Consider the following 24,842-nt stretch of genomic DNA (forward strand, 5'->3'; position numbering starts at 1 on the left):
TAGTGAAGTTTTTCTAACAATTTGCGTCGGGATCTCTTGATTTATCTACGCGCGTAGATACACTAGCTCCCCAGTGATTGCTCACGGTGCACGATGCACAGTCGGCTCCATTGATTGATAAGTTACATTCGCTCAGTTTAAGCGACCGGTGAAAAATACAGCGGCGAAACGGGGCGATGAATACGATTCCAACACCAGGGAATCCTTTAACCTTTCATCATGGTTAGTCAACTGAACGTCGCCACCGGGGGGATTCTGCTTTCATCAGGGAATCGACCCATGGACGGGCGTTTATCATTCTGCATACGCATTCAGGGATAGGGTTATGACGGCACACAATTCCGTTAAGCAGCAGGCATCACTGTCATCCACTTCGGCCGCCGATGAGCGGTTTAACACCTCTTCAGGGCGCAAAGATTTCTGGCGCGCCACTTTCTCATGCTGGCTCGGCACGGCAATGGAGTACGCGGATTTCGCGCTCTATGGTCTGGCCGCCGGGATCATCTTTGGCGACGTGTTCTTCCCGGAATCGACCCCGGCGATGGCTCTGCTCTCCAGCTTTGCCACCTGGTCAGTCGGCTTTATTGCCCGGCCTATCGGCGCACTGTTTTTCGGCTGGCTCGGCGACCGCAAAGGCCGCAAGGTCGTCATGATCTCCACCATCATTCTGATGGGGGCTTCCACCACGTTTATCGGCCTGATACCGGGCTATGCCGCGATTGGCGTCTGGGCTCCGGTCTGTCTGGTGCTGCTGCGGTTTACGCAGGGTTTCGGCGCGGGGGCAGAGTTATCCGGTGGCACGGTGATGCTGGGTGAATATGCCCCGACAGCGCGTCGCGGACTGGTCTCTTCCGTGATCGCACTGGGCTCCAACAGCGGCACGCTACTGGCCTCACTGGTCTGGCTGCTGGTGGTGCAGATGGATCAGCAGAGCCTGCTGGCATGGGGCTGGCGTATTCCCTTCCTCAGCAGTTCACTGATTGCACTGGTTGCGCTGTGGATCCGACGTCATCTGCGTGAAACGCCGGTGTTTGAGCGCAGGAAAGCGGAGATCGAAGCAGAACGTGCAGGGGTGCTGGCGGCGCAGGGGGCAGATCAGCGACCTTTCTTCCAGCGTACACGTGCCTTCTGGACCATGGTGGGCCTGCGTATCGGGGAAAATGGCCCGTCCTATCTGGCGCAGGGTTTTATCGTCGGCTACGTCGCGAAGGTGCTGATGGTGGATAAGTCCGTACCCACCACTGCCGTGTTTCTTGCCTCACTGCTGGGTTTCCTGATTATTCCTTTTGCGGGCTGGCTCTCTGACCGATTTGGTCGCCGGGTGGTTTATCGCGTGTTCTGTCTGTTACTGATGGTCTACGCCTGGCCCGCCTTTACGCTGCTGGACACCCGTGAACCGATGCTGGTTATCCCGGTTATCGTGGTCGGCATGGCGCTGGCGTCACTGGGTATCTTTGGTGTGCAGGCTGCATGGGGCGTGGAGATGTTCGGCGTTCATCATCGCTACACCAAAATGGCGGTAGCGAAAGAGCTGGGCTCGATTTTATCCGGCGGCACAGCACCGCTTATTGCCGCTGCTATGCTCTCTTATACCGGCCACTGGTGGCCGATTGCGGTCTACTTCTCGGCGATGGCCGCAACAGGATTCCTGACAACCTTTGTCGCGCCTGAAACGCGAGGGCGGAATCTCAACCTGCCGGAAGATGCCATCTAGATTTACCTGAGGATGCTGCCTGCCAGGAGAGCGCGAGAGACAGCAGGCCGTGCAAAGCGGCCTGTTTTTTTTATGGAGGAATGTGATGTGCCTAAGTCGTTAACGACAAAAGTGACCCGCAGTGAAGTTGCGAAAGCAGCAGGCACCTCAGTGGCAGTCGTCAGCTATGTCATTAACAACGGGCCTCGTCCGGTCGCCGAGGCGACCCGTCAGCGGGTACTGGAGGCGATTAAAGCCACCGGTTACCGGCCAAATGCGGCAGCACGCGCCCTGGCGTCCGGTAACACCAAAACGTTTGGACTGGTGGTGCCCAACATCGGCAACCCCTTCGTGGCCTCAATGGCGCACGTATTGCTGCAGGAGTCGATGAACCACGGTCATGTCATGCTGCTGGGTGATGCAGGTGATGATCGTAAGCGCGAACTGGAGTTAATTCAGGGGCTGCTTAACCGGCAGGTTGATGGACTGTTTTACAACAGCGTCGATCGCCATCCTTATATCGATCTGATTAAAGCCAGCGGCACACCCCTGGTGATGCTGGAGCGGGTTGAGCCTCAGCCGGGCGTGAACATGCTGCGGGTCAATGAGCGTCAGGCCGCCTGGCAGGTAACCGCGCATCTTCTGAGTCATGGTTATCAGCAGGTGGGGATCATCAGCGGCCCGGTCGATATGCTCAACGCGCAGGATCGTATTCAGGGCTGGCGTGATGCCATGCAGGAGCGTGGCCTGGTGATTGATGAGTCGCTGATGTTTCCTGCCAGCTACACCCCACAGGGCGGGTATGCCGCAGCACAAACCATGATCGCCCGGGGGTGTGTGCCTCGTGCGCTGTTTACCAGCAACGAAGGTCAGGCAATTGGCGCACTTCGGGCCTTTTCCGAACATCAGATTCGCGTGCCGCAGGATGTGGCACTGGTCTGCTTTAACGGGACCAATCACTCGTCGTTTCATGTGCCGACATTAACGACCGTGCGGCAGCCCCTGCGTGAAATGGCCCGCTCTGCCATTCAGATGCTGAAAGAGGGTCAGAGCGAAGCGCAATTAAAGGAGTTTCCACACTATCTTGAAATTGGTGAATCCTGCGGCTGTCAGCCGCAACGTCAGAGTTAAACTATAAGAATATGAAAAGAATCATTATTGACTGCGATCCCGGCAACGGTATTGCGGGTGCCAACACCGATGATGGGCTGGCGATTGCGCTGGCCTTAGCTTCACCGGCTCTGTCGCTGGAATTGATCACTACCGTGGCGGGTAATACGCCATGTGACGTGGGCGCACGCGTGGCCAAAGATCTGATCGTCCGGCTTGGACTCTCTGTCCCGGTGGTACAGGGCGCGGCACAGGCGCTACAGGAAGATCCTGCGCCCTGGCGCGAGACACTGGATGACCGGGTTAATCAGCTCGCACTGGGTGAGCTATGGCAGGATGTACGCCAGCCAGCCGATGTCGCGGCGGATGCGCTTGATGCGGCGGACGCTATCGGCAAACTGATTTGCGACAATCCGGGCGAGATCACGCTGGTCGCGATTGGCCCGCTGACGAATGTGGCGCTGGCGATGCAGCGCTATCCCGCCCTGGCAGAATCGGTGGCGGAAATTGTGATCATGGGTGGCGTCTTTACGCTGGACGACTATATCAAAGACACCAATTTTGGTCTGGATCCTGAGGCGGCGCATCAGGTGTTGCACAGCGGTGCTGCAGTGACACTGGTGCCAATGGATGTCACCACGCAGACGCTGTTGACCCATCAGGATCTGACCCGCCTTACCGCCGTCGATCATCCGCTGACCGATTTTGTGCGCGATACGCTGCGTCCGTGGATCGACTATTCGATGGAAACCCGTCAGCTGGCGGGATGCTGGATCCACGATGCGCTGGTGGTCGCCTGGTTGCTGAATCAGCGGGTCGCGTCGGGCGTTGATTACCGGGTCGATATCGAACTGCGCCCCGGTGCGACGCGTGGAAAAAGCTGGCGTTACCGTCAGCCGCTTCGGCTCACTGTTGGTGTGCCTGAGCACTGCGGCGCATCGGTGCATGTGCTATGCCGTGTCGATAACACGCTGCTGTTGTCGATCATCGAACAGGCATTCAGACGCCTGACAGCCTGAAGGCCTGCACGATGGAGTTGCCCGCTTACGGACTACGCCTTACCGGCTTCACGATGCGATGAGAGCTTTCAACAATTTAAGCGATCAGCCTTGGTTAGCAGCATCAGGGCGCGGGCAGAAGGGACAGGGCCGGTCTGAGCAGATGCACAGCATTAAATCGTTTCGCACACGTCGATCCAGCGAGCGTTGGTCAGTTCAGCCATCAGTTGAGGCGTGATGCGGACGGCGCTGTAGGTAGCGCCTGCGGCGGGCAGGACTTCTTCAAAACTGCGCAGTGAGACATCACAGTAGACGGTCAGTGGATTCTCCAGACCGAACGGACAGACGCCGCCAACCGGGTGGCCGGTCCAGCTGATTACCTCGTCAACGCTCAGCATTCGCGCTTTCGCGCCCAGTGCCGCTTTCAGCTTGCGATTATCCAGCCGGGCATCGCCCCGTGTCACAATCAGCACCACGTCGTTTTTCACTTTCAGTGACAGGGTTTTGGCAATCTCGCCTGGCGTCACGCCGTGGGCGCGGGCAGCCATCCCGACCGTTGCAGTGCTTTCTGCCAGTTCAATAATTTCAATTTCAGGGGCGTGTTCGGCAAAGAACTGGCGCACGGACTCCAGGCTCATCTTTCTCTCCAGGCTGATCGAAGGCGTAAAAACTGCCACAAGCCTCAGTGCCTGTAAACGAGATAAACGGAGAATTCGCTGTAATTAAGTCAGTTTAGCTGCCGCTCAGGGTGCAGTTGCCGCATTGTTCGACATCCGGGATGCGATAACGCTGGCAACAGCTGCGGCGGACCAGTTCGCCGTTACGCGGGATCATTGTGCGGTAGAGTGGGTTTTCGCTGCCATCCAGCAGTCGCTGGCTGAAGAACAGCGCCTGCTCAAGTTGCAGCACCAGCGTCTCATCGATCTGGTTTTTCAGCTCACCCAGGAACCACTGGAACGAGTAGCCCATGTTATTCCAGATCAGCCGGGCGTTAATATCACCATGCTGCGTAATCCCATTGACCACCGGGATCAGATGCTGCTGAATCAGCCGATCAATGCGCTGCAGGGAATTAAGATAACGCGCTTCTTCATCTTCCTGCACATCGATCCAGAACGTGGAGGGATGGCCATTCTCATGAAACCCGACACGAATATGCTCAGGCGAGCAGTCCAGTGCACGGGATTCCTGCAACAACGCCATGATGAGCGGTGGCAGCAGCAGGCCAAAATACCATTGCGCCCAGAGTGAAAGCACCGGTTTCGCTTCACGAACCGCGTCAGGATGATCGCGATAGAGATAATCGCTGTAGCGCTGGGTCAGCGAGGCAAAGGCCTCTGATTGCGACCAGGCAGCAAGGGTCAGGGTGTTGTGCGGAGCCGACTGGCTGAACTTCGTCGATTCAAGCAGATAGCTGCGCTGTTGTTGTAGTTGCTCATGAAGACTTTCCGCCAGCGGACGATCATTCTGACGAAAGATCATCGACTGAGCGTTAAAACGCTGTTCCTGAGCTGAAACGGTGGCCATAACGACTCGCGAAAAGTGTAGATAAGAAAGCAAATGATAATCGTTATTGATTAACTCTACAAGTCGTGTAAAAAACCGTCGCGGCTGGCAGCGAAAGGGCGGGGTGAAGAGCGGTCACCAGGCCGGACAGCGCGGTGCCTGGTGCTACCGTATTGGTTAACCGCGACTGCGTTATGCTTAATCAGGCATGTTCGCTGGCGGCGTGCGACTGCTGTCGGGGCAAATCTTCCCAGGCGAGAATCGTGTTCCGGCCCTGATTTTTAGCCACGTATAAGGCACTGTCCGCATTGGCTACCGCAAGATCGAACTCATTATCGTAAATAGGCGCGATGCCAGCGCTGATGGTGACGTGGGTTGAAACTGTTTCATTGAACAGATGGGGAATTTCTAAGTCCAGCACATACTGGCGGATGCGCTCTGCCAGCTTCATGGCGATGGAGCTGTTCACATTGGTCATCAGCACCAGAAATTCTTCGCCGCCGTAGCGGGTGACAACATCGCGCGAACGCACCGCATCACGAATCGCTACAGATACCCTTGCCAGCGCCTGATCGCCCATCGCATGCCCATAATTGTCGTTGTAGGCCTTGAAGTGATCGATATCCAGCAGCAGCACATAGTGACTGCCCGCGTGGTTTTCCAGAATATTGTCGAGCCGGTTCTTCAGGCCGCGACGGTTATAGAGCCCGGTCAGCGGGTCAAGCATGCTGAGATCGCTGAATGTCTCTTTCTCTTCATAGAGCTGATGCATCAGGCGCAGGGTAAAGTTGTCGGCACGGCGGCGCATCAGATGCTGCAGAGAGAAACCGATCAGCGGCAGGGTAATGGTCAGCAGGATCAGCGGCAGATGCTGGCCATTGTCGAGTAGCAAGACGGTGAGTACCGGCGGCGCGACGTGCAGACAAAAAGCACCCAGATAATCGCTCAGAGCGATGGCACTGATAAATAACACACTGATCAAACTGATAATAAGAAAGCCGCCATCAAAATAGAAGACCTGATGAAAGCGATAATTAATATGCCACGCCCAGAGTATACCCAGCAGCAGGGCCACAGGATTTAACAGGGGAAGTTTCAGTTTAGGCCATATTAAATGGGTAATTAACATGATGCCGCTAAAGGCCGCAACACAAATTACCGGCAGGGTAGTCTCGTTTATCTCACTGCTCATTATTGGCAGCAGGTAAAAGAGTGAAACGGCGATATTTAAAAAGAGAAAAAGCATCACTGAAAGCCGATATTTACTCTGCTTCAGTTCTTCATATGATTGTAATTTCATTATAAATACTCGTGACGGCCCTGAAATACCAAAGCGCAAGCCGGCAAAAAAAGACTTTGCCAGAGAGTGAGCAAATTATTGCTGTTGCTGTTATTAAAAGTGTTATCGGCCGCAATCTAGCATTTTCCAACTGGTCTGTCATCTTCGTTGCCGGGCGTGACAAAAACAGGCTGCACGCGGGGCAAAACTGACATATGATAATGGGAATGCTTATCATTTGAGGTTTGCGTCATGGGGATAGCGATTATCGCGGCCTGCGGCCTGTGGGGTGTCAGCTGGGCAATGGGTAAAAGACTGGATAGTGCGTGGGGGGTGTTGCTGCCCTGCATCGCGTTGCCGCTTTTCGCCTTGTGGGAACCGAGCTTCAGTCAGTGGCGGATGGTGATGACGGTTACGCTGCTGCTGACGGTGGTGATGTTGTTTAACCCGCGTCTGCGTCACTATCTGCTGCTGCCATCCTGTCTGGCTTTAGCGGGGGGGCTGGCGGCTATCTCTGTGAATTTCCATCTGTATTAACAAAGGCTGAAACCGGCGTACAGATGAAGCGACTGGATGAGCTAAAGCGAGCTGAAAAAGTAAAGTGCGCAGGGGATAAAGGAACAGTGCATTGAGAACCGAAGGGGACTTGCGGAAAAAGCTGAGGATGACAACGTTGGTGCGAAGAGAGGGACTTGAACCCTCACGTCCGTTAAGACACTAACACCTGAAGCTAGCGCGTCTACCAATTCCGCCACCTTCGCATCGAGTTGTCTGTTCATATCACCGCAATGGTGCGAAGAGAGGGACTTGAACCCTCACGTCCGTTAAGACACTAACACCTGAAGCTAGCGCGTCTACCAATTCCGCCACCTTCGCGCAGTGCTCGCGATATGAAACATGTGATTTTGGTGCGAAGAGAGGGACTTGAACCCTCACGTCCGTTAGGACACTAACACCTGAAGCTAGCGCGTCTACCAATTCCGCCACCTTCGCATACCCGTAACACCCTGAGAATGTTACAACCACGGAGGCGCATTCTAGAGATTTTACTCTTTGCGTCAACAACTATTTCGTCGGGCTGAAACGATCGCTGTAAAAAGCAACGTTTTCAGCCCGGCAACGCGGTTGACGGCGGGAAAAGCGCTTAGCGGGTTTTGGCTCCGCGACCGTAGACGGCACGATAAACTTTAAAACGGCCGGTTTGCGCGATAACTTCGTGGCTGCCGAAGGCTTCATCCAGCACCTGGGGGTAGGGCAGGAAAGTATTGGCCACAATACGCAACTCGCCCCCGGTGTTCAGATGCTTCACCGCACCCCGGATCAGCGCCTGGGCAGCGTCGAGGCTGGTCTGGGTGCCTTCATGGAATGGCGGGTTTGAGATAATCATATCGAAACGGCCGGTCACGTCAGAGAAGACGTTGCTGGCAAAGACTTCGCCCTCAATGCCGTTAGCAGCCAGCGTCGCTTTACTCGCTTCAATGGCGGCCGCATGGACGTCGCACAGCCACAGACGCACTTTAGGCGAACGGGCAGGCAGCGAGGCGGCGATCACGCCCGCGCCACAGCCCATATCCAGCACTTTACCTTTGGTGTGCGGGGTAAAGGTCGAAAGCAGCAGGGCACTGCCGCTATCCAGGCCGTCACGGCTGAAGACGCCCGGCAGGGTGTGAATTGTCAGACCATCCAGCTCATACTGCTGACCAAAGGTGCTGGCATCAAACGCAGGCTGTTTATCCAGGCGACCGTGGTAAAGACCACAGCGACGCGCACTGTCAATCTTCTCCAGCGTCACCCACGACTCCACCATGCCTTCGGCACTGCGGACGCCGCTGCGATTTTCACCGACAACGAATACGTCGCAACCCACCGGCAGCAGTGAGAGGAGGTTTTGCAACTGGAACTGCACTTCCGGCTTATTTTTGGTCCAGAAGTAGATCAGCGTATCGCAGCCCTGCACATCTTCTGCCTGCGCAACCATGCCGTAACGCGCCTGCTCGCCCATACGGCGGCTCAGGTTTTGCCAGTGATGATATTGCTGGGTGTGAACACGCGACGAGGCGGTTTCCAGCTGAGCGGGCAGGTCATCCTGCAGATCGCCAGCAAATAAAACATGGCGGGCGGTAAATTCATCACTGTGGCGCAGAATGACTTCGCTGGCCGGGGTTAAAGCAGACATGTAGGGCTCCTGTAAGATCTGAGCGGGGATTATAGTGGTTTGTTGGCGCATGTTCGATGGGTTTGCTAGCATAGCGTCGCATTCAGGCAGCAGAACAGGTAACACCATGACGTCCAGGCGCGACTGGCTTTTACAGCAAATGGGAATTACGCAGTACCAACTGCGCCGCCCGCGCGTGCTTCAGGGCGAAATTGCCGTCACGCTGGCCCCGGACACGCAGTTAATTATTGTTGCTGACGCGCCACCGGGTTTGCATGAACCGCTGATGCGCGACGTGCTGCATGCTCTCAATCTGCAACCCACTCAGGTGATGACCGTGACGCCGGATCAGCTGCAAATGCTGCCGGAAACGCTGGACTGCGCTGGCTGGCTGCTCGGGGTCGAGAGCGAACAGACTTTTAATGGCGTGGCATTAACCAGCGCCTCTTTCAATGAACTGATCAGCAGCGGCGTCGCCAGACGCGCGCTCTGGCAACAGATGTGTAACCATGACAGCCATCTCTTTTCTCACCCCTGACGATCTGGCGCAGGCCTATGCCATTGAGTGTCGCAGCCACGCGTTTCCCTGGAGTGAACAGACGTTTGCCAGCAATCAGGGTGAGCGTTTTATCAATTTACGTCTTGATGTCGACGGCAAAATGGCGGCTTTTGCCATTACCCAGGTGGTGCTGGACGAAGCCTCGCTGTTCAATATCGCGGTCGATCCCGCCTTTCAGCGCCGGGGATTTGGCCGTCAGCTATTGCAGCATCTGATTGACGCGCTGATCAAACGCGATGTGCTGACGCTGTGGCTGGAAGTGCGGGCGTCGAATCTGCCCGCCATCGCGCTCTATGAGCAGCTTGGATTCAATCAGGTCAGTCGTCGCCCCAACTATTATCCCACCGCCAGCGGCCGCGAAGATGCCCTTCTCATGGCGCTGACGCCGTAGCGGTGTAAAGGAGTTTTAATGTCAGATAACTGGGATTGCATCCTGTTTGATGCGGACGATACCCTTTTTCATTTCGACGCCTATGCCGGATTACAGCGGCTGTTCGCCGGTTATGACGTGCAGTTTACTGACCAGGATTACAGCGATTATCAGGCGATCAACAAACCGCTGTGGGTCGATTATCAGAACGGCACCATCTCAGCTTTACAGCTGCAGACGCAGCGTTTTAACCACTGGAGCGAAAAGCTCAGCGTTGCGCCAGAGATCCTCAACAGCGGCTTTCTCAGCGCAATGGGAGAGATCTGCACGCCGCTGCCGGGTGCGGTCAGCCTGATGAACCAGCTGCATGGCCGGGTAAAAATGGGCATCATCACCAACGGCTTCACCGCGCTGCAGCAGACGCGTCTGGAGCGCACCGGTTTCCGGGATTACTTCTCGGCGCTGGTGATCTCTGAGCAGGTCGGCGTGCCAAAACCGGCAGCAGAGATCTTTGATTACGCGCTGGAACAGATGGGTAACCCGGATCGTCAGCGGGTGCTGATGGTGGGTGATACGCCAGAATCTGACATTCTGGGCGGCATGAATGCTGGCGTAAAAACCTGCTGGCTCGATCATGGCACCCGCCCACTGCCGGAACATATCAAACCAACCTGGCAGGTCAAATCGCTGGGTGAGCTGGAAGCGCTGCTGATCGGCTGACAAACCCAAATCCGAATAAATCTGACAGCAATAAATAAACGTAACGCGCAGGGAACACGGGCAGAGCAGGAAAGCGTCCCGCGCCAGGGACAAAAACGTCGGGAGCGTTTTTGAACAACGCGAAGCGTTGGCCCGGCAACGGGCGCACCTCATGGATGAGGTGCGTAATCGCGCGGGACGAGCGGCCAGGGACGGTTTAAGCGACTTTCCGATCTGACCGTGTTCCCTTCGCAGGCTCGGTCTCACCGCATGCCTGAACTGAGTTTGTCCCGGTATAAAAAAGGCCCGCACAGCGGGTCTTTCTCGTTTTATCCTTTCAGCCGCGCAGACGCGCTACGCTTTCTTCTCATCATCCTCATCCCGGTCCTCTTTCACCGGGGTGCTGGCGGTAAGCAGAAACGGCGACTGCTGCCAGCGGGTGCGGCGGTGGCGCAGGAGGGTACGGGAGAGAATAATGCCGATCGCCAGCGCCAGCAGCATCATCAGACGCAGAATATTGGTGGTGTTATCAACCTGATGTGAATCGGTAACCAGCACATGGGTATCCAGCGTCACGCGCAAAAAGCCCAGCGGGCCGTCGTTTCCGGCCAGCGGCTGCACAATCTGGTGGTTGAAATAGCTGCCCGCACGCTTACCGTCGAGCGCCAGCCGGTCGCGGACATTGATGTTTTCCCCGCTGTGCGCCACCAGGCTGCCGTCGCCGTCGTATACCGACGCATCCAGAATACGGCTGTTAGCCGTCATCTGATTAAGAATGGCTTCTATCTGATTACGGTTGTTTTCACTGTTGTCCATCAACGGCTTAAGGCTGAACGCCACCTGGCTGGTCAGCGTATGTGCCAGCTCTTCGACCTGTTCAGAGCGCGCCGTCTGATGACCCAGACTGAACCAGGATGCGCCCTGCATCAGCACAACCAGCAGCGCCATCGAGATAAGAACGATTACGGTACGATGTAAGCGAAATTTCAGTGCGGTTTTAGCCATTAATCATCCGGGTCATATCACAACAGAAAGCCTGGAGATTATGTTGCCAGAAGCGGCGCAGACAAGGTAGCCTCTTGCGTGGTTTTGTTGTCCCTACAGGAGCTCTGATGCCAAATCGTTTAACCTGGTGCGATCTTCCCGCCGATGTCTCCCTCTGGCCGGGTTTGCCCCTTTCTCTTAGCGGTGATGAAGTGATGCCGCTGGATTATCGCGCTGGCCGCACAGGCTGGCTGCTGTATGGCCGCGGGCTGGATAAGCAGCGGCTGACCGACTACCAGCACCAGCTGGGTGCCGCGATGGTAATCGTCAGCGCCTGGAACGTTGATGAGTATCAGGTGATTCGCCTGGCGGGATCGCTGACGCCGTTTGCCAGCAAGCTGGCGCACGACGCCGGGCTGGACGTTGCGCCGCTGGGCAAAATCCCGCATCTCAAAACGCCGGGTCTGCTGGTGATGGACATGGACTCCACCGCAATTCAGATTGAATGCATCGACGAGATCGCCAGACTGGCGGGCTGCGGCGAGCTGGTGGCAGAAGTAACGGAACGTGCGATGCGCGGCGAACTCGACTTCACCGCCAGCCTGCGTCAGCGCGTGGCCACGCTGCAGGGTGCGGACGCCAATATCCTGAAACAGGTGCGCGATGCGCTGCCGCTGATGCCAGGCTTAACCACCCTGACGCAGAAGCTGCAGGCGCTGGGCTGGCAGGTTGCCATCGCGTCTGGCGGCTTCACCTACTACGCCGAATACCTGCGCGACAAACTGCATCTGTCTGCGGTGGCGGCCAATGAACTCGAAATACGCGACGGCAAGCTGACCGGCAACGTGCTGGGTCCGATTGTCGATGCACAATACAAAGCCGATACCCTGAAGAAGCTGGCGCAGCGTTTTGACATCGCGCCGGAACAGACGGTAGCGATCGGCGATGGGGCCAATGACCTGCTGATGATCAAAGCCTCAGCGCTGGGCATTGCGTTCCATGCTAAACCTAAGGTGAATGAGCAGACTGCGGTCACCATTCGCCATGCCGATTTAATGGGGGTGTTCTGCATCCTGACCGGCAGCCTGATCCACGAAGAGCGTTAACAGAGGTATTGATTTGGCCAAAGCGGCAAAACGCGCATTTGTCTGTAATGAATGTGGCGCAGATTACCCACGCTGGCAGGGGCAATGCAGCGCCTGTCATGCCTGGAACACCATCACCGAGGTACGCATTGCTGCCTCGCCCGCCGCTGCGCGTAACGAGCGCCTGAGTGGCTATGCCGGCAGCGCTGGCACCAGCCGGGTGCAGAAGCTCTCTGAAATCAGCCTGGAGGCGTTACCGCGCTTCTCCACCAGTTTCAAAGAGTTTGATCGGGTACTGGGCGGCGGGGTTGTGCCGGGCAGCGCTATTCTGATTGGCGGCAGTCCCGGCGCGGGCAAATCCACGCTGCTGCTGCAGGTCATGTGCCGGTTGTCAGAAGGGATGAAAACCCTTTATGTCACCGGTGAAGAGTCGCTGCAACAGGTCGCAATGCGCGCCCATCGTCTGGGATTACCCACCGAAAATGTGAATATGCTGTCGGAAACCAGCATTGAGCAGATCTGCCTGATCGCCGAGCAGGAGCAGCCGCAACTGATGGTGATCGACTCGATCCAGGTGATGCACATGGCGGAGATCCAGTCATCGCCTGGCAGCGTCGCCCAGGTGCGGGAAACCGCCGCTTATCTGACGCGCTTCGCCAAAACGCGCGGTGTCGCAATCATCATGGTGGGCCACGTCACCAAAGATGGCTCACTGGCCGGGCCGAAAGTGCTGGAACACTGTATCGACTGTTCAGTCCTGCTGGATGGCGATGCCGACTCCCGCTTCCGCACCCTGCGCAGCCATAAAAACCGCTTCGGTGCGGTGAACGAACTGGGTGTGTTTGCCATGACTGAGCAGGGCATGCGTGAAGTCAGCAACCCGTCTGCGATCTTCCTGTCGCGTGGTGAAGAGATCACGTCGGGCAGTTCGGTCATGGTGCTGTGGGAGGGAACGCGTCCGCTGCTGGTGGAGATTCAGGCGCTGGTCGATCACTCGATGATGGGCAACCCTCGCCGCGTCGCGGTCGGCCTGGAGCAAAACCGCCTGGCGATTCTGCTGGCGGTGCTGCACCGTCACGGCGGATTGCAGATGGCGGACCAGGATGTGTTCGTTAACGTCGTTGGCGGCGTTAAAGTCACCGAAACCAGTGCGGACCTGGCGCTGATGCTGTCGATGGTATCAAGCCTGCGCGATCGTCCGCTGCCACAGGATCTGGTGATCTTCGGCGAAGTGGGACTGGCCGGTGAGATCCGTCCGGTGCCCAGCGGGCAGGAGCGCATCTCTGAAGCGGCGAAGCATGGCTTCAAACGCGCCATTGTACCCGCGGGGAATGCCCCAAAAAAACCGATTGCCGGGATGCAGGTTTTCAGCGCGAAGAAGCTGGCCGATGCGCTGGCGATTCTGGACGATCTCTGATGCGCCTGCGGCCTGCCAGCCTGAGTGGCGGGCAGGCCGCTCCCACCTTAACCGCATTGATGCAGGAGGCACGACATGTCGTCGTTTGATTATCTGAAAACGGCCATTCGCCAGCAGGGTCATACGCTGCAACAGGTCGCTGATGCCAGCGGCATGACCAAAGGCTATCTGAGTCAGTTGCTCAATGCCAAAATCAAAAGTCCCAGCGCGCAAAAGCTGGAGGCACTCCACCGCTTTCTGGGGCTGGAGTTTCCACGCCGCGACAAAACGGTGGGCGTGGTGTTTGGTAAGTTCTATCCGCTGCACACCGGTCATATCTATCTGATTCAGCGCGCCTGCAGCCAGGTGGATGAGCTGCATATCATCATGGGTTATGACGAGCCGCGTGACCGCGAACTGTTTGAGAACAGCGCGATGTCACAGCAGCCCACGGTCAGCGATCGTCTGCGCTGGCTGCTGCAAACCTTTAAGTACCAGAAAAATATCCGCATTCACGCCTTTGATGAAGAGGGGATTGAACCCTATCCGCACGGCTGGGATGTCTGGAGTAAAGGCGTCAGCGCGTTTCTTAGCGAACACGGCATTGCGCCGGACTGCATCTACACCAGCGAAGCGCCCGACGCAGAGATGTATCAGCAGCACCTGGGCATTCAGACCGTACTGGTCGATCCCAGCCGATCTTTTATGAGCATCAGCGGGGCGCAGATCCGTCAGGACCCATTCCGCTTCTGGGATTACATTCCCACTGAAGTAAAACCGTTCTTTGTGCGTACCGTGGCGATCCTCGGCGGGGAGTCGAGCGGAAAATCGACGCTGGTGAATAAGCTTGCCAACATCTTTAACACCACCAGTGCCTGGGAATATGGCCGCGACTATGTCTTTTCCCACCTGGGCGGTGACGAAATGGCGCTGCAATACTCCGATTACGACAAGATCGCGCTGGGCCAGGCGCAGTACATCGACTTCGCGGTTAAATATGCCAACAAAGTGGCGTTTATCGACACTGACTTCGTGACGACGCAGGCGTTTTGTCTGAAGTATGAAGGGCGGGAGCATCCGTTTGTGCAGGCCCTGATCGATGAATATCGCTTTGATCTGGTGATCCTGCTGGAGAACAACGTGCCCTGGGTCGCTGACGGATTGCGCAGCCTGGGCAGTTCAGTGGATCGGCGGGAGTTTCAGTCGATGCTGGTGACGATGCTGCGGGAAAACAACATCGACTTCCTCCACGTGCAGGAAGATGATTATGACACCCGTTTCCTGCGCTGCATTGAGCTGGTAAAAGCGATGCTGGGCGAGAAAAACGCCCAGCAATAATGGCTGCAGTAACCCGGTCTGCCGCACGGCAGCCGGGTCAGTGCCTTAATACACCATCACCACTTTGCCGCGCATGTGGCCTTCCAGCACCCGCTGATGGGCGGCGGTTAAGGTCTCAACGCTTAAGCCGTGCAGCGTTTCGCTCAGCGTGGTTTGCAGTTTACCCTCATCCAGCAACGCCGATACCGCATCCAGAATCTCGCCCTGACGCGCCATATCTGGCGTGTTGAACATGCTGCGGGTATACATCAGCTCAAAGTGCAGTGCCGCACTCTTCAGCTTCAGCTGGTCCATCGACAGCGGATGTTCGTTTTCCACGATGGTGCAGATATGGCCCTGCGGTGCGATCAGCTTAGCCATGGTTTCCCAGTGACCGTCGGTGTCATTCAGGCAGAAGATATAATCAACCTGCTTAATGCCCTGTTTCTCCAGCTCACCGATCATATCTTTATAGTTGATCACCAGGTCGGCACCGCGATCGCGGCACCACTGTGCGGAATCTTCACGGGAGGCGGTAGCGATGATCTTAACGTTGCTGCGCAGTTTTGCCAGCGGGATCGCCAGCGATCCGACACCACCCGCGCCGCCGACGATCAGCAGCGTCTGATCGTCGGTGGCCGTCTCCAGGTTAAGACGCTCAAACAGGCCTTCCCAGGCGGTCAGGGCCGTCAGCGGGATCGCCGCCGACTGTGCCCAGTCCAGGCTCTCTGGCTTGTGACCGGTGATGCGTGAGTCAACCAGCTGCTCGGTGCTGTTGCTGCCGGGACGGGTCAGGTCGCCTGCATAAAAGACTTCATCGCCAGGCTTAAAATTGCTGACTTTGCTGCCCACTTCCAGCACGACGCCGCTGGCATCCCAGCCGAGAATGCGGGGCTGCTGCAATCCGTTTTTCCTTGCCCCTTTATGCACCTTAGTATCGACCGGGTTGACCGAGGCGGCTTTAACGCCCACCCGCAGGTCATACTCCCCTGGCACTGGGGTTTCAGGGAAAATTTCAGTGAAGTTTTCAGGACTTTCCGGGTTAATGGCGATAGCGCGAATAGACATAACGTTTTCCTGTTGAGTCAGGCCAGGAGCCTGGTGTGTGGTTGCTATTCTGGCCCTGAAGCGTGCTTATACGCCGCAGGGGGATGCCACGCTGTCCGTGGCAGACTGCTGTAATGATTCGGAACAGGCTATAAGTGTAGAACCTGATTTTAGCGGTGATAAGATGGACAATCTTTCATAGAGTGTTCGTCTGGGGTGAACAATGGCGTTTCGTCAGTGGCAGGATATGGCGCTGTTTGCGCTGGTGGCGGAGTGTGGCAGCTTTACCGGGGCGGCTGAACGTGCAGGTCTGCCCAAATCAAGCGTCAGTCAGCGCATCAGCCAGCTGGAGCAGCGGCTGGGAATCCGGCTACTGAACCGCACCACCCGCCAGCTCAATCTGACCTTTGCCGGTGAGCGTTATCTGCTGCACTGTCAGGAGATGATGCAGGCCAGTGAACGCGCCGATCAGGCGATCGCCAGCCTGCGTGAAAACCCCAGCGGGCGCTTGCGCATCACCAGTCCGGCGGGGATTGGTGCCACGCTGCTGGCGCGCTGTAATGCCGGGTTTTTACGGCTCTATCCGGATGTGACGCTGGATGTGTCCATCTCTGATGAAATGCGCGATTTGGTGCAGGAGGGCTTTGATGTGGCGCTGCGCACCGGTCAGCCGCAGGAGTCTTCACTCATTGGCCGACGGATCGGTAACTGCCCGCGACTGCTGGTCGCGTCTCAGCACTATCTTGATCAGCATCCGCCGCTGCTTCATCCCCAGCAGCTGTCGGCACACCGCTGTATTGCGCATCGCGCCTGGAATGAATGGGTATTGCAGCGCGATGACGCGTTCTATCGCTGGCTGCTGCCGCCAGGCCATCTCACTGACAATTTGCTTTATGCCCGGGAATGCGCGCTGGGCGATGCCGGTATCACGTTGTTGCCGCACTTTCTGACGGATGGGGCGATGGCAGATCCGCGGCTGGTGCCGGTGCTGCCGGAATGGGAGATCGAAGGGAATGAACTCTGGCTGGTCTATCCGGGGCGCAAACTGCATTCACCAGCGCTGGCACGTTTTATTGAGTTCGCACTGCAGTCCCCGGTGTTCAGGGAATTTTATCGCTGAACTTAAAATGAAATTTATAACCTTAATCTCTAACTTTGACGCCTGTAGCAGAAAATTACATTGTATTAATTATGATGGCATTTCATCTTATTCTCAAAGGAAGAGAAATGTTATGAAAGCTCAAAATTTAAAAACTGCATGTATCAAAACTTTATCAAAAAGTGAAATTTATGATCAAAGAGAGTTTAATGGTGTTACCGCCCTTAAAAATATTTTAGGTAACGAAAATAAAGACATTCAAGCAGAGTTTGTGCTCAGGGGCAGTGATGTCAGCTGTAGTGCATCACTGACCTGGTATGATGCCAGAAAGTCACATGAAAGCCGGTCTGAATTTCGGCTTTATTACGAAGGCAATCCGGTAATGGAGTGCGCAGTGCCTGGTGACAATATCGTCATTGGTTTTGATAAAAAAAGTAAATTAACCTGCATTTTATTTAAAACACACGATGATGAACATCAAGGGCATATTGAAGAATGGACGCCGCTTTAAAAAATAAAAAAGGGAAGCATCTGCTTCCCTTTTTAGTATTAATCAGACTGCAATTACTTCGTCATACGCTTGTACTTGATGCGCTTTGGCTCCAGCGCGTCAGCGCCGAGGGTACGCTTCTTGTACTCTTCGTATTCGGTAAAGTTACCTTCGAAGAATTCGATGTTGCCCTCATCCTGGTAATCCAGAATGTGCGTTGCGATACGGTCCAGGAACCAGCGGTCATGCGAGATCACCATGGCACAGCCCGGGAACTCCAGCAGGGCGTTTTCCAGTGCGCGCAGGGTTTCGATGTCCAGGTCGTTGGTCGGTTCATCGAGCAGCAGCATGTTGCCGCCAACCTGCAGCAGCTTCGCGAGGTGCAGACGACCGCGCTCACCGCCCGAGAGTTCACCCACGCGTTTGCCCTGATCGACGCCTTTAAAGTTAAAGCGGCCGACATAGGCGCGGCTTGGCATCTCGGTGTTACCGATACGCATGATGTCCTGACCGCCGGAAACCTCTTCCCACACGGTTTTAGCATTATCCATGCTGTCACGGAACTGATCGACTGAGGCCAGCTTAACGGTCTCGCCCAGCACGATGCTGCCGGAATCAGGCTGTTCCTGGCCGGACATCATGCGGAACAGCGTCGATTTACCCGCACCGTTCGGGCCGATAATTCCGACAATCGCGCCTTTTGGCACAGAGAACGAGAGATCGTCAATCAGCACACGGTCGCCGTAGGACTTACGCAGATTGCTGACTTCCAGCACTTTGTCACCCAGACGGGCACCCGGCGGAATGAACAGTTCGTTGGTTTCGTTACGCTTCTGGTAGTCCGTGTTGTTCAGCTCTTCAAAGCGAGCCAGACGGGCTTTGCCCTTAGACTGACGGCCTTTCGCACCCTGACGAACCCACTCCAGCTCTTTCTCAATCGACTTACGACGAGCGGCTTCTGAAGAGGCTTCCTGTGCCAGACGTGCATCTTTCTGCTCCAGCCAGGAGGAGTAGTTGCCTTCCCACGGAATACCTTCACCGCGGTCAAGTTCCAGAATCCAGCCTGCCACGTTATCCAGGAAGTAACGGTCGTGCGTAATGGCCACAACGGTGCCTTCGAAGTCGTGCAGGAAGCGCTCCAGCCAGGCGACAGATTCGGCGTCCAGGTGGTTCGTTGGTTCGTCCAGCAGCAGCATGTCTGGTTTTTCCAGCAGCAGGCGGCAGAGGGCGACGCGGCGGCGTTCACCACCGGAGAGATTCGTGATTTTCGCGTCCCAGTCCGGCAGGCGCAGCGCATCGGCAGCACGCTCCAGCTGGGTATTCAGGTTGTGACCATCGTGTGCCTGGATGATCTCTTCCAGACGGCCCTGCTCAGCGGCCAGCTTGTCGAAATCTGCACCCTCTTCGGCATAGAGCGCATAGACTTCGTCGAGGCGTTTCAGGGCACCCACCACTTCTGACAGCGCTTCTTCAACCGACTCACGCACGGTGTGTTCAAGGTTAAGCTGCGGCTCCTGCGGCAGGTAGCCAATCTTGATGCCTGGCTGCGGACGCGCTTCCCCTTCGATATCTTTATCGATGCCGGCCATGATGCGCAGCAGGGTCGATTTACCCGCACCGTTCAGGCCGAGTACGCCAATTTTTGCGCCAGGGAAGAAGCTGAGCGAGATGTTTTTCAGGATATGACGCTTCGGCGGAACCACTTTGCCGACGCGATGCATGCTATAGACGAATTGAGCCACGTTGGATTGAGCCTCTGGGTCTGTTGGTCGTTGGAATGATGTCGAAGTTTAGCCTTTTTCACCGTTTAATCCCAGCCGGGGGACGGCGAATATTCGCGGGGCAGAAGGCATGCCGGACGACGTGTGGGATAACTGACTGATTTCCAGGCAACATCACACAACGTCGCTGAAAAGGGCCAGTCTGGAAAGGCCGTGACAGCGATCAGGGCAGGCGCAGCGGTATCGCCTGCTGAGCCAGCCAGTTCTGCAACGCCTGATCGGGCGCGCTGTCGCTCACCAGCAAATCAAAACGCTGCAGCTCAGCAATGCGGGCAGGCAGCACCTTGCCATATTTACTGCTGTCAGCCACCAGCACCGACTTGCGGGCGCGGAGCATGGCGTGATGTTTCATCATCAGCTCATTGGTGTTGTAGCAGGTCGCTCCCTGATCTTTGTCGATGCCTGCCGCAGAGATAAAGGCCAGCGTCGGACAGAGATCGTCCAGGATGGTGTGGACGCCAATGGGCGTAAACAGCGCGTTGTCGGCATGAAATTCACCGCCGCTGAGAATCACATTACAGGCCGGTTTCTCTTTCAGCGTCAGAAAGGTGTTCATCGCGCAGCAGATGGCGGTAAACGACAGGGTATCGGGAATGGCATCAACGATATAGGGCAGGGTAGTGCCGCAGTCAAAAAAGACCGTATCGTTCTCGCCGATCAGGCTGGCAGCCGCCTGGGCCAGCCGCTGCTTTCTGGCCGCATTCTGCCCATGCTGATCGCTGACAAAATAGTGGCTGGCATGACTTTTCGGGTCGCTGACGATGTAGCCGCCCAGCAGCACCACGCTGGAGCCCGGTTCGGTTAAATCGCGGCGAACCGTCATCTCTGAAACGCCCAGCAGCTGGGCCGCATCTTTGAGGTGCAGTTTATCGGTGCGTTTAAGCGCCTGCGTCAGCTTGTGAATGCGTTCGTCGCGCCGGGTTTCCATGGTCATCTCTCTGTTACCTATCCTGCAGTGCGGAGCAAGAACGCCGTGATCGACGTCGATACGCTGCAAACCTCACAGATTTGAATGAGTTGCGTCTCATCCGCCAGGCTGGCAGTCAATCTTACCCGCAATCTGTAAGGGCCGCAAACCTCCGCCGTGCGGGGATACCAGCCCGTTACCGCAGGCGGTCACCGCTTTAAGCTACAGCCCTTCATGATGTTACCTTGTGATAATCGTAACACTTAGCATCGCCTTGAGGGCCGTTTCCTGCTCATTACTGCCGCGCCGGGATGTGGTTTTTGTCACATATTTAACCTTTAAGAAAGGTTATTGTTACTTTATTAACATTTTAAAGTTTAAAAACACCCAGGAGATTTGTCATGACAATTGCGGTCATCGGCTCAAACATGGTCGATCTGATTACCTACACCAACAGCCTGCCGAAAGCGGGCGAAACGCTGGAAGCGCCCGACTTTGCCATTGGCTGCGGCGGCAAAGGGGCGAACCAGGCGGTGGCGGCGGCAAAAATGGGTGGCAATGTGATGATGGTCAGCAAGGTCGGCGACGACCTCTTTGCCCCAAACACCGTGGCTAATCTGCAACAGCAGGGCGTGGATACCCGCTTTGTTACCACAGCAGCGGGCACCTCCAGCGGCGTGGCCCCGATTTTTGTCGATGACCAGTCCCAGAACCGCATTCTGATTATCAAAGGGGCCAATCAGCATCTGAAGCCTGCGGATATCGACGCGGCGGCAGAGGCACTGAAAGCCTGTGAGCTGATCATCCTGCAACTGGAGATCCCGCTGGAGACGGTCTATTACGCCATCGATTTTGCCCGCCAGCATCAGATAAAAGTGATCCTCAATCCGGCACCGGCTGTCGCCACGCTTGATATTGACTACGCCTGCAAATGCGACTTCTTTATGCCGAACGAAACCGAACTGGAGATCCTCACCGGCCTGCCGGTGAACACCGATGACGCGGTGATCCTGGCCGGGCAGTCGCTGCTGAAGCGCGGCCTTAAAAATCTGATCATCACCCTGGGCAGTCGGGGATCGGTCTGGATGCACGGCGACGAGATCCATCGCGTGGCCGCCACGCCGGTTCAGGCTGTTGACACCAGCGGCGCAGGCGATGCCTTTATCGGCTGTTTTGCGTATCTGCTGGTGAAAACCGGTGATGTGGCTGCCGCCATGACGCAGGCATCTGCTTATGCTGCCTGCAGCGTCACCGGGCGCGGCACGCAGTGCGCCTATCCCACCGCCGAGTGTTTCCAGCGTTTTCTCAACCGTAAATGAGGTTCTGCTATGCAACAGAAAATTGTTCAGCAATCTGATGGTTATCTCAATAAAACGCCGCTGTTCCAGTTTATTCTGCTGTCGTGCCTCTTTCCGCTCTGGGGCTGCGCGGCGAGTCTCAACGATATCCTGATCACGCAGTTTAAAAGCGTCTTTGCCCTGAGCGACTTCGCCAGTGCGCTGGTGCAGAGTGCCTTTTATGGCGGCTATTTTCTGATTGCGATCCCCGCGTCGCTGGTGATCCGCAAAACCAGCTATAAGATGGCGATCATGATCGGTCTGGCGCTCTACATTGCTGGCTGTATTGCCTTTTATCCGGCCTCGCACATGGCAACCTACACCATGTTTCTGGCGGCGATATTTGCCATCGCCATCGGCCTGAGCTTCCTGGAAACGGCGGCCAATACCTACAGCTCGATGATTGGCCATCGTGACCATGCCACGCTGCGCCTCAACGTCAGCCAGACCTTCTACCCGATCGGTGCGCTGATGGGGATTGTGCTGGGTAAATATCTGGTGTTTCAGGAGGGCGACAGCCTGGAAAGTCAGATGGCGACCATGACGGCAGAGCAGGTGCATGCCTTCCGCCTGACGATGCTGGAACACACGCTGGAGCCTTACAAATATCTGGTCATGGTGCTGGTGGTCGTGATGCTGCTCTTCATGTTCACCCGCTATCCGCACTGCAAACCAGATAGCGGAAAATCCCGCCCGTCGCTGGGCGAAACCTTCCGTTATCTGGCCGCCAATCGTCACTTTAAACGCGGCATTGTGACCCAGTTTCTCTATGTCGGCATGCAGGTCGCGGTCTGGTCATTTACCATTCGCCTGGCGCTGACGCTGGGGGCGGCCAATGAACGTCACGCCTCTGACTTTATGATCTACAGCTTCATCTGCTTCTTTATCGGCAAGTTCGTGGCGAACGTCCTGATGACCCGCTTCCGTACTGAAAAGGTGCTGATCGCCTATGCCGTGCTGGGCGTGCTGACGCTGGCTTATGTGATGCTGGTGCCGAACTTTACCGCCGTCTACGCCGCCGTCTTTGTCAGCGTGCTGTTTGGTCCCTGCTGGGCAACGATCTACGCCGGTACGCTGGCGACGGTCGATAATAAATACACCGAAGTGGCAGGCGCGTTTATCGTGATGGCGATTGTCGGTGCGGCTTTTGTCCCGGCGCTGCAGGGGCTGATGTCGGACATTCTGGGGTCGATGCAGCTGGCATTTGGTGTCTCGCTGCTCTGTTTCGCCTGGGTCGGCGTCTACTTCTATGGCGAACTGCGCCATAAAAAACCGCCGGTTGCCGCCGGTCGTCTGGTGGAGGAGTTACCATGAAAACCCGTTTACCGCTGGCGCGTGAACAGTTTCACACCACGCCCTGGGTGCTGCTGGAGAGCGAGGACTTCCGGGTGGAGCTGTTTCGCTACCCGGCAGGCATTGAAGCGGTGCGCATGCATAACCGGCGCGGCAGCGTGACCGTGCTGCCGTTTCTCGGGCAGATGATCTGGGACGTGCAGTTTGACGATCATAACCTGACTATGGGCCACCGGTTTAAACAGCCGCTGCCCGCCAGTTCAATCATCGACACCTATGGCTGTTTTGCGTTTCATTCGGGGCTGCTGGCTAACGGCTGTCCCGCGCCAGAAGATGACCATGCGCTGCACGGTGAGATGGCCTGCGCCCGCATGGACAGCGCCTGGCTGGTGCTGGACGATGAGACGCTGTCGCTGGAAGGGGAGTGTGAATATATCAAAGGCTTCGGGCATCACTACCTTGCCGCACCCGCCGTCCGCATTCAGGCCCGTCAGCCCCGGCTGACGATTGAGATGACGGTGACCAATCTGGCGGGCGCACCGATGCCGCTGCAGTACATGTGTCACCTCAACAGCGCGTGGATCGACCACGGACGTTTCAGTCAGTCGATCCCCGACGGCGCATTTCAGCTGCGTCGCTCGATCCCCGCACACCTGAAGCCCACGCCTGCCTGGCGCGACTACACGGATCACTTATCGCAGGATCCGCAGGCGCTTCAGCAGCTGGATCAGCCGCAGCTCTGCGATCCGGAGATCGTCTTCTTCGCGGACGATCTGCCGCAGTATGGCGATGACGTGCAGTTTGAGCTGCATTCGCCGCAGGGCTTTGCGCTGATGACGCGCTTTTCGACCGCGCAGTTCCCGCACGCTACCCGCTGGCTGCTGCACAACCACGATCAGCAGGTCGCGGCCTACATTCTGCCCGCCACCTGCCGGCCAGAGGGTTTTCTTGCCGCACAGCAGGCTGGCACGCTGATCACCCTGGATCGCGGTGAAAAGCGCCACTTTTCCGTGGAGACCGGCCTGCTCTGAGTGGGGTTAAATGGCCACAAGGCCGCGCACACCCTCTGCTTCCATGGTGTCGCCGCGGCCACGCTGCACGATTTCCCCACGTGACATCACCAGATAGCTGTCCGCCAGTTCGGCGGCGAAATCATAAAACTGCTCCACCAGCAGAATCGCCATATCGCCGCGCTGCGCCAGCTGGCGGATCACCGCGCCGATCTCTTTGATCACCGAGGGCTGGATCCCTTCGGTTGGCTCATCAAGAATCAACAGCTGTGGCCGGCAGGCCAGCGCCCGACCGATCGCCAGCTGCTGCTGCTGACCGCCAGAGAGATCGCCGCCCCGGCGTGACTTCATCGCCAGCAGCACGGGAAAAAGCTGATAGATCTCCTCCGGCACGTTACGCGCCGCAGCTGCCGGAAAGCGCGACAGACCCATCAGCAGGTTCTCTTCCACCGTCAGACGCGGAAAGATTTCCCGCCCCTGCGGCACATAGGCGATGCCAGCCTGTACCCGCTGGTGCGGCTTGCGGCCATTCATTCGTTGCTGCTGCCAGTGAATCTCACCTGACTTCGCCGGGATCAGCCCCATCAGGCACTTCAGCAGCGTGGTTTTTCCCACGCCATTGCGCCCCAGCAGACAGGTGATTTCGCCAATTTTTACCTCAAACGACAGGCCGCGCAGAATGTGACTGCCGCCATAATATTGATTCAGTTCAGTGACCTGTAACATT

The 24,842-nt window shown here is 56.6% G+C and carries 24 protein-coding genes and 3 tRNA genes; 15 read left to right on the forward strand and 12 right to left on the reverse strand.

Annotated elements, in window-relative coordinates; all coding sequences use genetic code 11:
* Positions 1–325: 325 nt before the first annotated feature.
* The 3 genes from N5J69_RS11855 to N5J69_RS11865 all read left to right on the forward strand — a co-directional run bounded on the left by N5J69_RS11855 (position 326) and on the right by N5J69_RS11865 (position 3,822).
* On the forward strand, positions 326–1,714 hold the full coding sequence (locus tag N5J69_RS11855) for an MFS transporter (protein ID WP_279770502.1): 1,389 nt from the start codon (positions 326–328) through the stop codon (positions 1,712–1,714).
* Between the two features lie 87 nt (positions 1,715–1,801).
* Complete coding sequence (locus N5J69_RS11860) at positions 1,802–2,824, forward strand: LacI family DNA-binding transcriptional regulator (RefSeq protein ID WP_279770503.1); 1,023 nt, start codon at positions 1,802–1,804, stop codon at positions 2,822–2,824.
* Positions 2,825–2,835: 11 nt separating this feature from the next.
* A complete protein-coding gene (locus tag N5J69_RS11865; RefSeq protein WP_279770504.1) occupies positions 2,836–3,822 on the forward strand; it encodes a nucleoside hydrolase in 987 nt (328 codons plus the stop codon).
* Positions 3,823–3,974: 152 nt separating this feature from the next.
* On the opposite strand, the gene N5J69_RS11870 is transcribed toward N5J69_RS11865, so the two are convergent.
* The 3 genes from N5J69_RS11870 to N5J69_RS11880 form a co-directional block, all read right to left on the reverse strand.
* Complete coding sequence (locus N5J69_RS11870; RefSeq protein ID WP_279770505.1) at positions 3,975–4,439, reverse strand: YbaK/EbsC family protein; 465 nt, start codon at positions 4,437–4,439, stop codon at positions 3,975–3,977.
* Between the two features lie 94 nt (positions 4,440–4,533).
* Entirely contained in the window at positions 4,534–5,328 is a 795-nt protein-coding gene (gene fhuF / locus N5J69_RS11875) for a siderophore-iron reductase FhuF (RefSeq protein WP_279770506.1), read from the reverse strand.
* Positions 5,329–5,509: 181 nt separating this feature from the next.
* Positions 5,510–6,607 (reverse strand): diguanylate cyclase, encoded by a 1,098-nt coding sequence (locus tag N5J69_RS11880; RefSeq protein WP_279770507.1) that lies wholly within the window; start codon positions 6,605–6,607, stop codon positions 5,510–5,512.
* A 231-nt stretch (positions 6,608–6,838) separates the two neighbouring features.
* Here N5J69_RS11880 and N5J69_RS11885 point away from each other — a divergent pair, with 231 nt between their 5' ends.
* Positions 6,839–7,123: a DUF1435 domain-containing protein gene (locus N5J69_RS11885; protein ID WP_279770508.1), complete on the forward strand. Its 285-nt coding sequence runs from the start codon at positions 6,839–6,841 to the stop codon at positions 7,121–7,123.
* Between the two features lie 137 nt (positions 7,124–7,260).
* Here the strand turns inward: N5J69_RS11885 and N5J69_RS11890 are convergent.
* The 4 genes from N5J69_RS11890 to rsmC all read right to left on the reverse strand — a co-directional run bounded on the left by N5J69_RS11890 (position 7,261) and on the right by rsmC (position 8,762).
* A tRNA-Leu gene (locus N5J69_RS11890) sits at positions 7,261–7,347 on the reverse strand.
* A 28-nt stretch (positions 7,348–7,375) separates the two neighbouring features.
* Positions 7,376–7,462: transfer RNA gene (locus tag N5J69_RS11895), tRNA-Leu, on the reverse strand.
* A 30-nt stretch (positions 7,463–7,492) separates the two neighbouring features.
* A tRNA-Leu gene (locus N5J69_RS11900) sits at positions 7,493–7,579 on the reverse strand.
* Between the two features lie 151 nt (positions 7,580–7,730).
* Positions 7,731–8,762, reverse strand: coding sequence for a 16S rRNA (guanine(1207)-N(2))-methyltransferase RsmC (gene rsmC / locus N5J69_RS11905; protein WP_279770509.1), 1,032 nt, complete (start codon positions 8,760–8,762; stop codon positions 7,731–7,733).
* 106 nt (positions 8,763–8,868) lie between these two features.
* Between rsmC and N5J69_RS11910 the strand changes: the two genes are divergently transcribed.
* Genes N5J69_RS11910 through yjjG form a run of 3 tightly spaced genes read left to right on the forward strand, consistent with a single transcriptional unit; the run spans position 8,869 to position 10,390 of the window.
* Positions 8,869–9,279 carry a DNA polymerase III subunit psi gene (locus N5J69_RS11910; RefSeq protein WP_279770510.1) on the forward strand — a complete coding sequence of 137 codons (411 nt, stop codon included), beginning with the start codon at positions 8,869–8,871 and terminating at the stop codon, positions 9,277–9,279.
* The gene (rimI, locus tag N5J69_RS11915) at positions 9,251–9,691 is read left to right on the forward strand and encodes a ribosomal protein S18-alanine N-acetyltransferase (protein ID WP_279770511.1); all 441 of its coding nucleotides are present in this window, start codon (positions 9,251–9,253) and stop codon (positions 9,689–9,691) included. Before N5J69_RS11910 ends, rimI begins: the two co-directional genes overlap by 29 nt.
* 18 nt (positions 9,692–9,709) lie before the next feature.
* Positions 9,710–10,390, forward strand: coding sequence for a pyrimidine 5'-nucleotidase (yjjG, locus tag N5J69_RS11920; protein WP_279770512.1), 681 nt, complete (start codon positions 9,710–9,712; stop codon positions 10,388–10,390).
* 333 nt (positions 10,391–10,723) lie between these two features.
* Here yjjG and N5J69_RS11925 read toward each other — a convergent pair whose 3' ends face one another.
* Complete coding sequence (locus N5J69_RS11925; protein WP_061061544.1) at positions 10,724–11,374, reverse strand: YtjB family periplasmic protein; 651 nt, start codon at positions 11,372–11,374, stop codon at positions 10,724–10,726.
* Positions 11,375–11,481: 107 nt separating this feature from the next.
* Here N5J69_RS11925 and serB point away from each other — a divergent pair, with 107 nt between their 5' ends.
* The 3 genes from serB to nadR all read left to right on the forward strand — a co-directional run bounded on the left by serB (position 11,482) and on the right by nadR (position 15,172).
* On the forward strand, positions 11,482–12,459 hold the full coding sequence (serB, locus tag N5J69_RS11930) for a phosphoserine phosphatase (protein WP_279770513.1): 978 nt from the start codon (positions 11,482–11,484) through the stop codon (positions 12,457–12,459).
* Positions 12,460–12,472: 13 nt separating this feature from the next.
* Entirely contained in the window at positions 12,473–13,855 is a 1,383-nt protein-coding gene (gene radA, locus N5J69_RS11935; RefSeq protein WP_098051563.1) for a DNA repair protein RadA, read from the forward strand.
* Between the two features lie 75 nt (positions 13,856–13,930).
* Complete coding sequence (gene nadR / locus N5J69_RS11940; protein WP_279770514.1) at positions 13,931–15,172, forward strand: multifunctional transcriptional regulator/nicotinamide-nucleotide adenylyltransferase/ribosylnicotinamide kinase NadR; 1,242 nt, start codon at positions 13,931–13,933, stop codon at positions 15,170–15,172.
* Between the two features lie 45 nt (positions 15,173–15,217).
* Here nadR and N5J69_RS11945 read toward each other — a convergent pair whose 3' ends face one another.
* On the reverse strand, positions 15,218–16,219 hold the full coding sequence (locus N5J69_RS11945; protein WP_279770515.1) for a zinc-binding alcohol dehydrogenase family protein: 1,002 nt from the start codon (positions 16,217–16,219) through the stop codon (positions 15,218–15,220).
* Between the two features lie 202 nt (positions 16,220–16,421).
* Between N5J69_RS11945 and N5J69_RS11950 the strand changes: the two genes are divergently transcribed.
* Positions 16,422–17,318 (forward strand): LysR family transcriptional regulator, encoded by an 897-nt coding sequence (locus tag N5J69_RS11950; protein ID WP_279770516.1) that lies wholly within the window; start codon positions 16,422–16,424, stop codon positions 17,316–17,318.
* Between the two features lie 112 nt (positions 17,319–17,430).
* On the forward strand, positions 17,431–17,808 hold the full coding sequence (locus N5J69_RS11955) for a type II restriction endonuclease (RefSeq protein WP_279770517.1): 378 nt from the start codon (positions 17,431–17,433) through the stop codon (positions 17,806–17,808).
* Positions 17,809–17,861: 53 nt separating this feature from the next.
* On the opposite strand, the gene ettA is transcribed toward N5J69_RS11955, so the two are convergent.
* Positions 17,862–19,529, reverse strand: coding sequence for an energy-dependent translational throttle protein EttA (gene ettA / locus N5J69_RS11960; RefSeq protein ID WP_279770518.1), 1,668 nt, complete (start codon positions 19,527–19,529; stop codon positions 17,862–17,864).
* 202 nt (positions 19,530–19,731) lie between these two features.
* Positions 19,732–20,496 carry a DNA-binding transcriptional repressor DeoR gene (gene deoR, locus N5J69_RS11965; RefSeq protein WP_279770666.1) on the reverse strand — a complete coding sequence of 255 codons (765 nt, stop codon included), beginning with the start codon at positions 20,494–20,496 and terminating at the stop codon, positions 19,732–19,734.
* A gap of 380 nt (positions 20,497–20,876) precedes the next feature.
* On the opposite strand from deoR, the gene rbsK reads away from it, so the two are divergent.
* Genes rbsK through N5J69_RS11980 form a run of 3 tightly spaced genes read left to right on the forward strand, consistent with a single transcriptional unit; the run spans position 20,877 to position 24,136 of the window.
* On the forward strand, positions 20,877–21,794 hold the full coding sequence (gene rbsK, locus N5J69_RS11970; RefSeq protein WP_279770519.1) for a ribokinase: 918 nt from the start codon (positions 20,877–20,879) through the stop codon (positions 21,792–21,794).
* 9 nt (positions 21,795–21,803) lie between these two features.
* The gene (gene fucP / locus N5J69_RS11975) at positions 21,804–23,126 is read left to right on the forward strand and encodes an L-fucose:H+ symporter permease (RefSeq protein ID WP_279770520.1); all 1,323 of its coding nucleotides are present in this window, start codon (positions 21,804–21,806) and stop codon (positions 23,124–23,126) included.
* Positions 23,123–24,136, forward strand: coding sequence for an aldose 1-epimerase family protein (locus N5J69_RS11980; protein ID WP_279770521.1), 1,014 nt, complete (start codon positions 23,123–23,125; stop codon positions 24,134–24,136). Before fucP ends, N5J69_RS11980 begins: the two co-directional genes overlap by 4 nt.
* A gap of 6 nt (positions 24,137–24,142) precedes the next feature.
* Here N5J69_RS11980 and urtE read toward each other — a convergent pair whose 3' ends face one another.
* Positions 24,143–24,841, reverse strand: coding sequence for an urea ABC transporter ATP-binding subunit UrtE (gene urtE / locus N5J69_RS11985; RefSeq protein ID WP_279770522.1), 699 nt, complete (start codon positions 24,839–24,841; stop codon positions 24,143–24,145).
* Position 24,842 lies beyond the last annotated feature (1 nt).

Source organism: Pantoea sp. GD03673, assembly GCF_029844725.1.
In the GTDB taxonomy this organism is placed as follows: Bacteria; Pseudomonadota; Gammaproteobacteria; order Enterobacterales; family Enterobacteriaceae; genus Pantoea.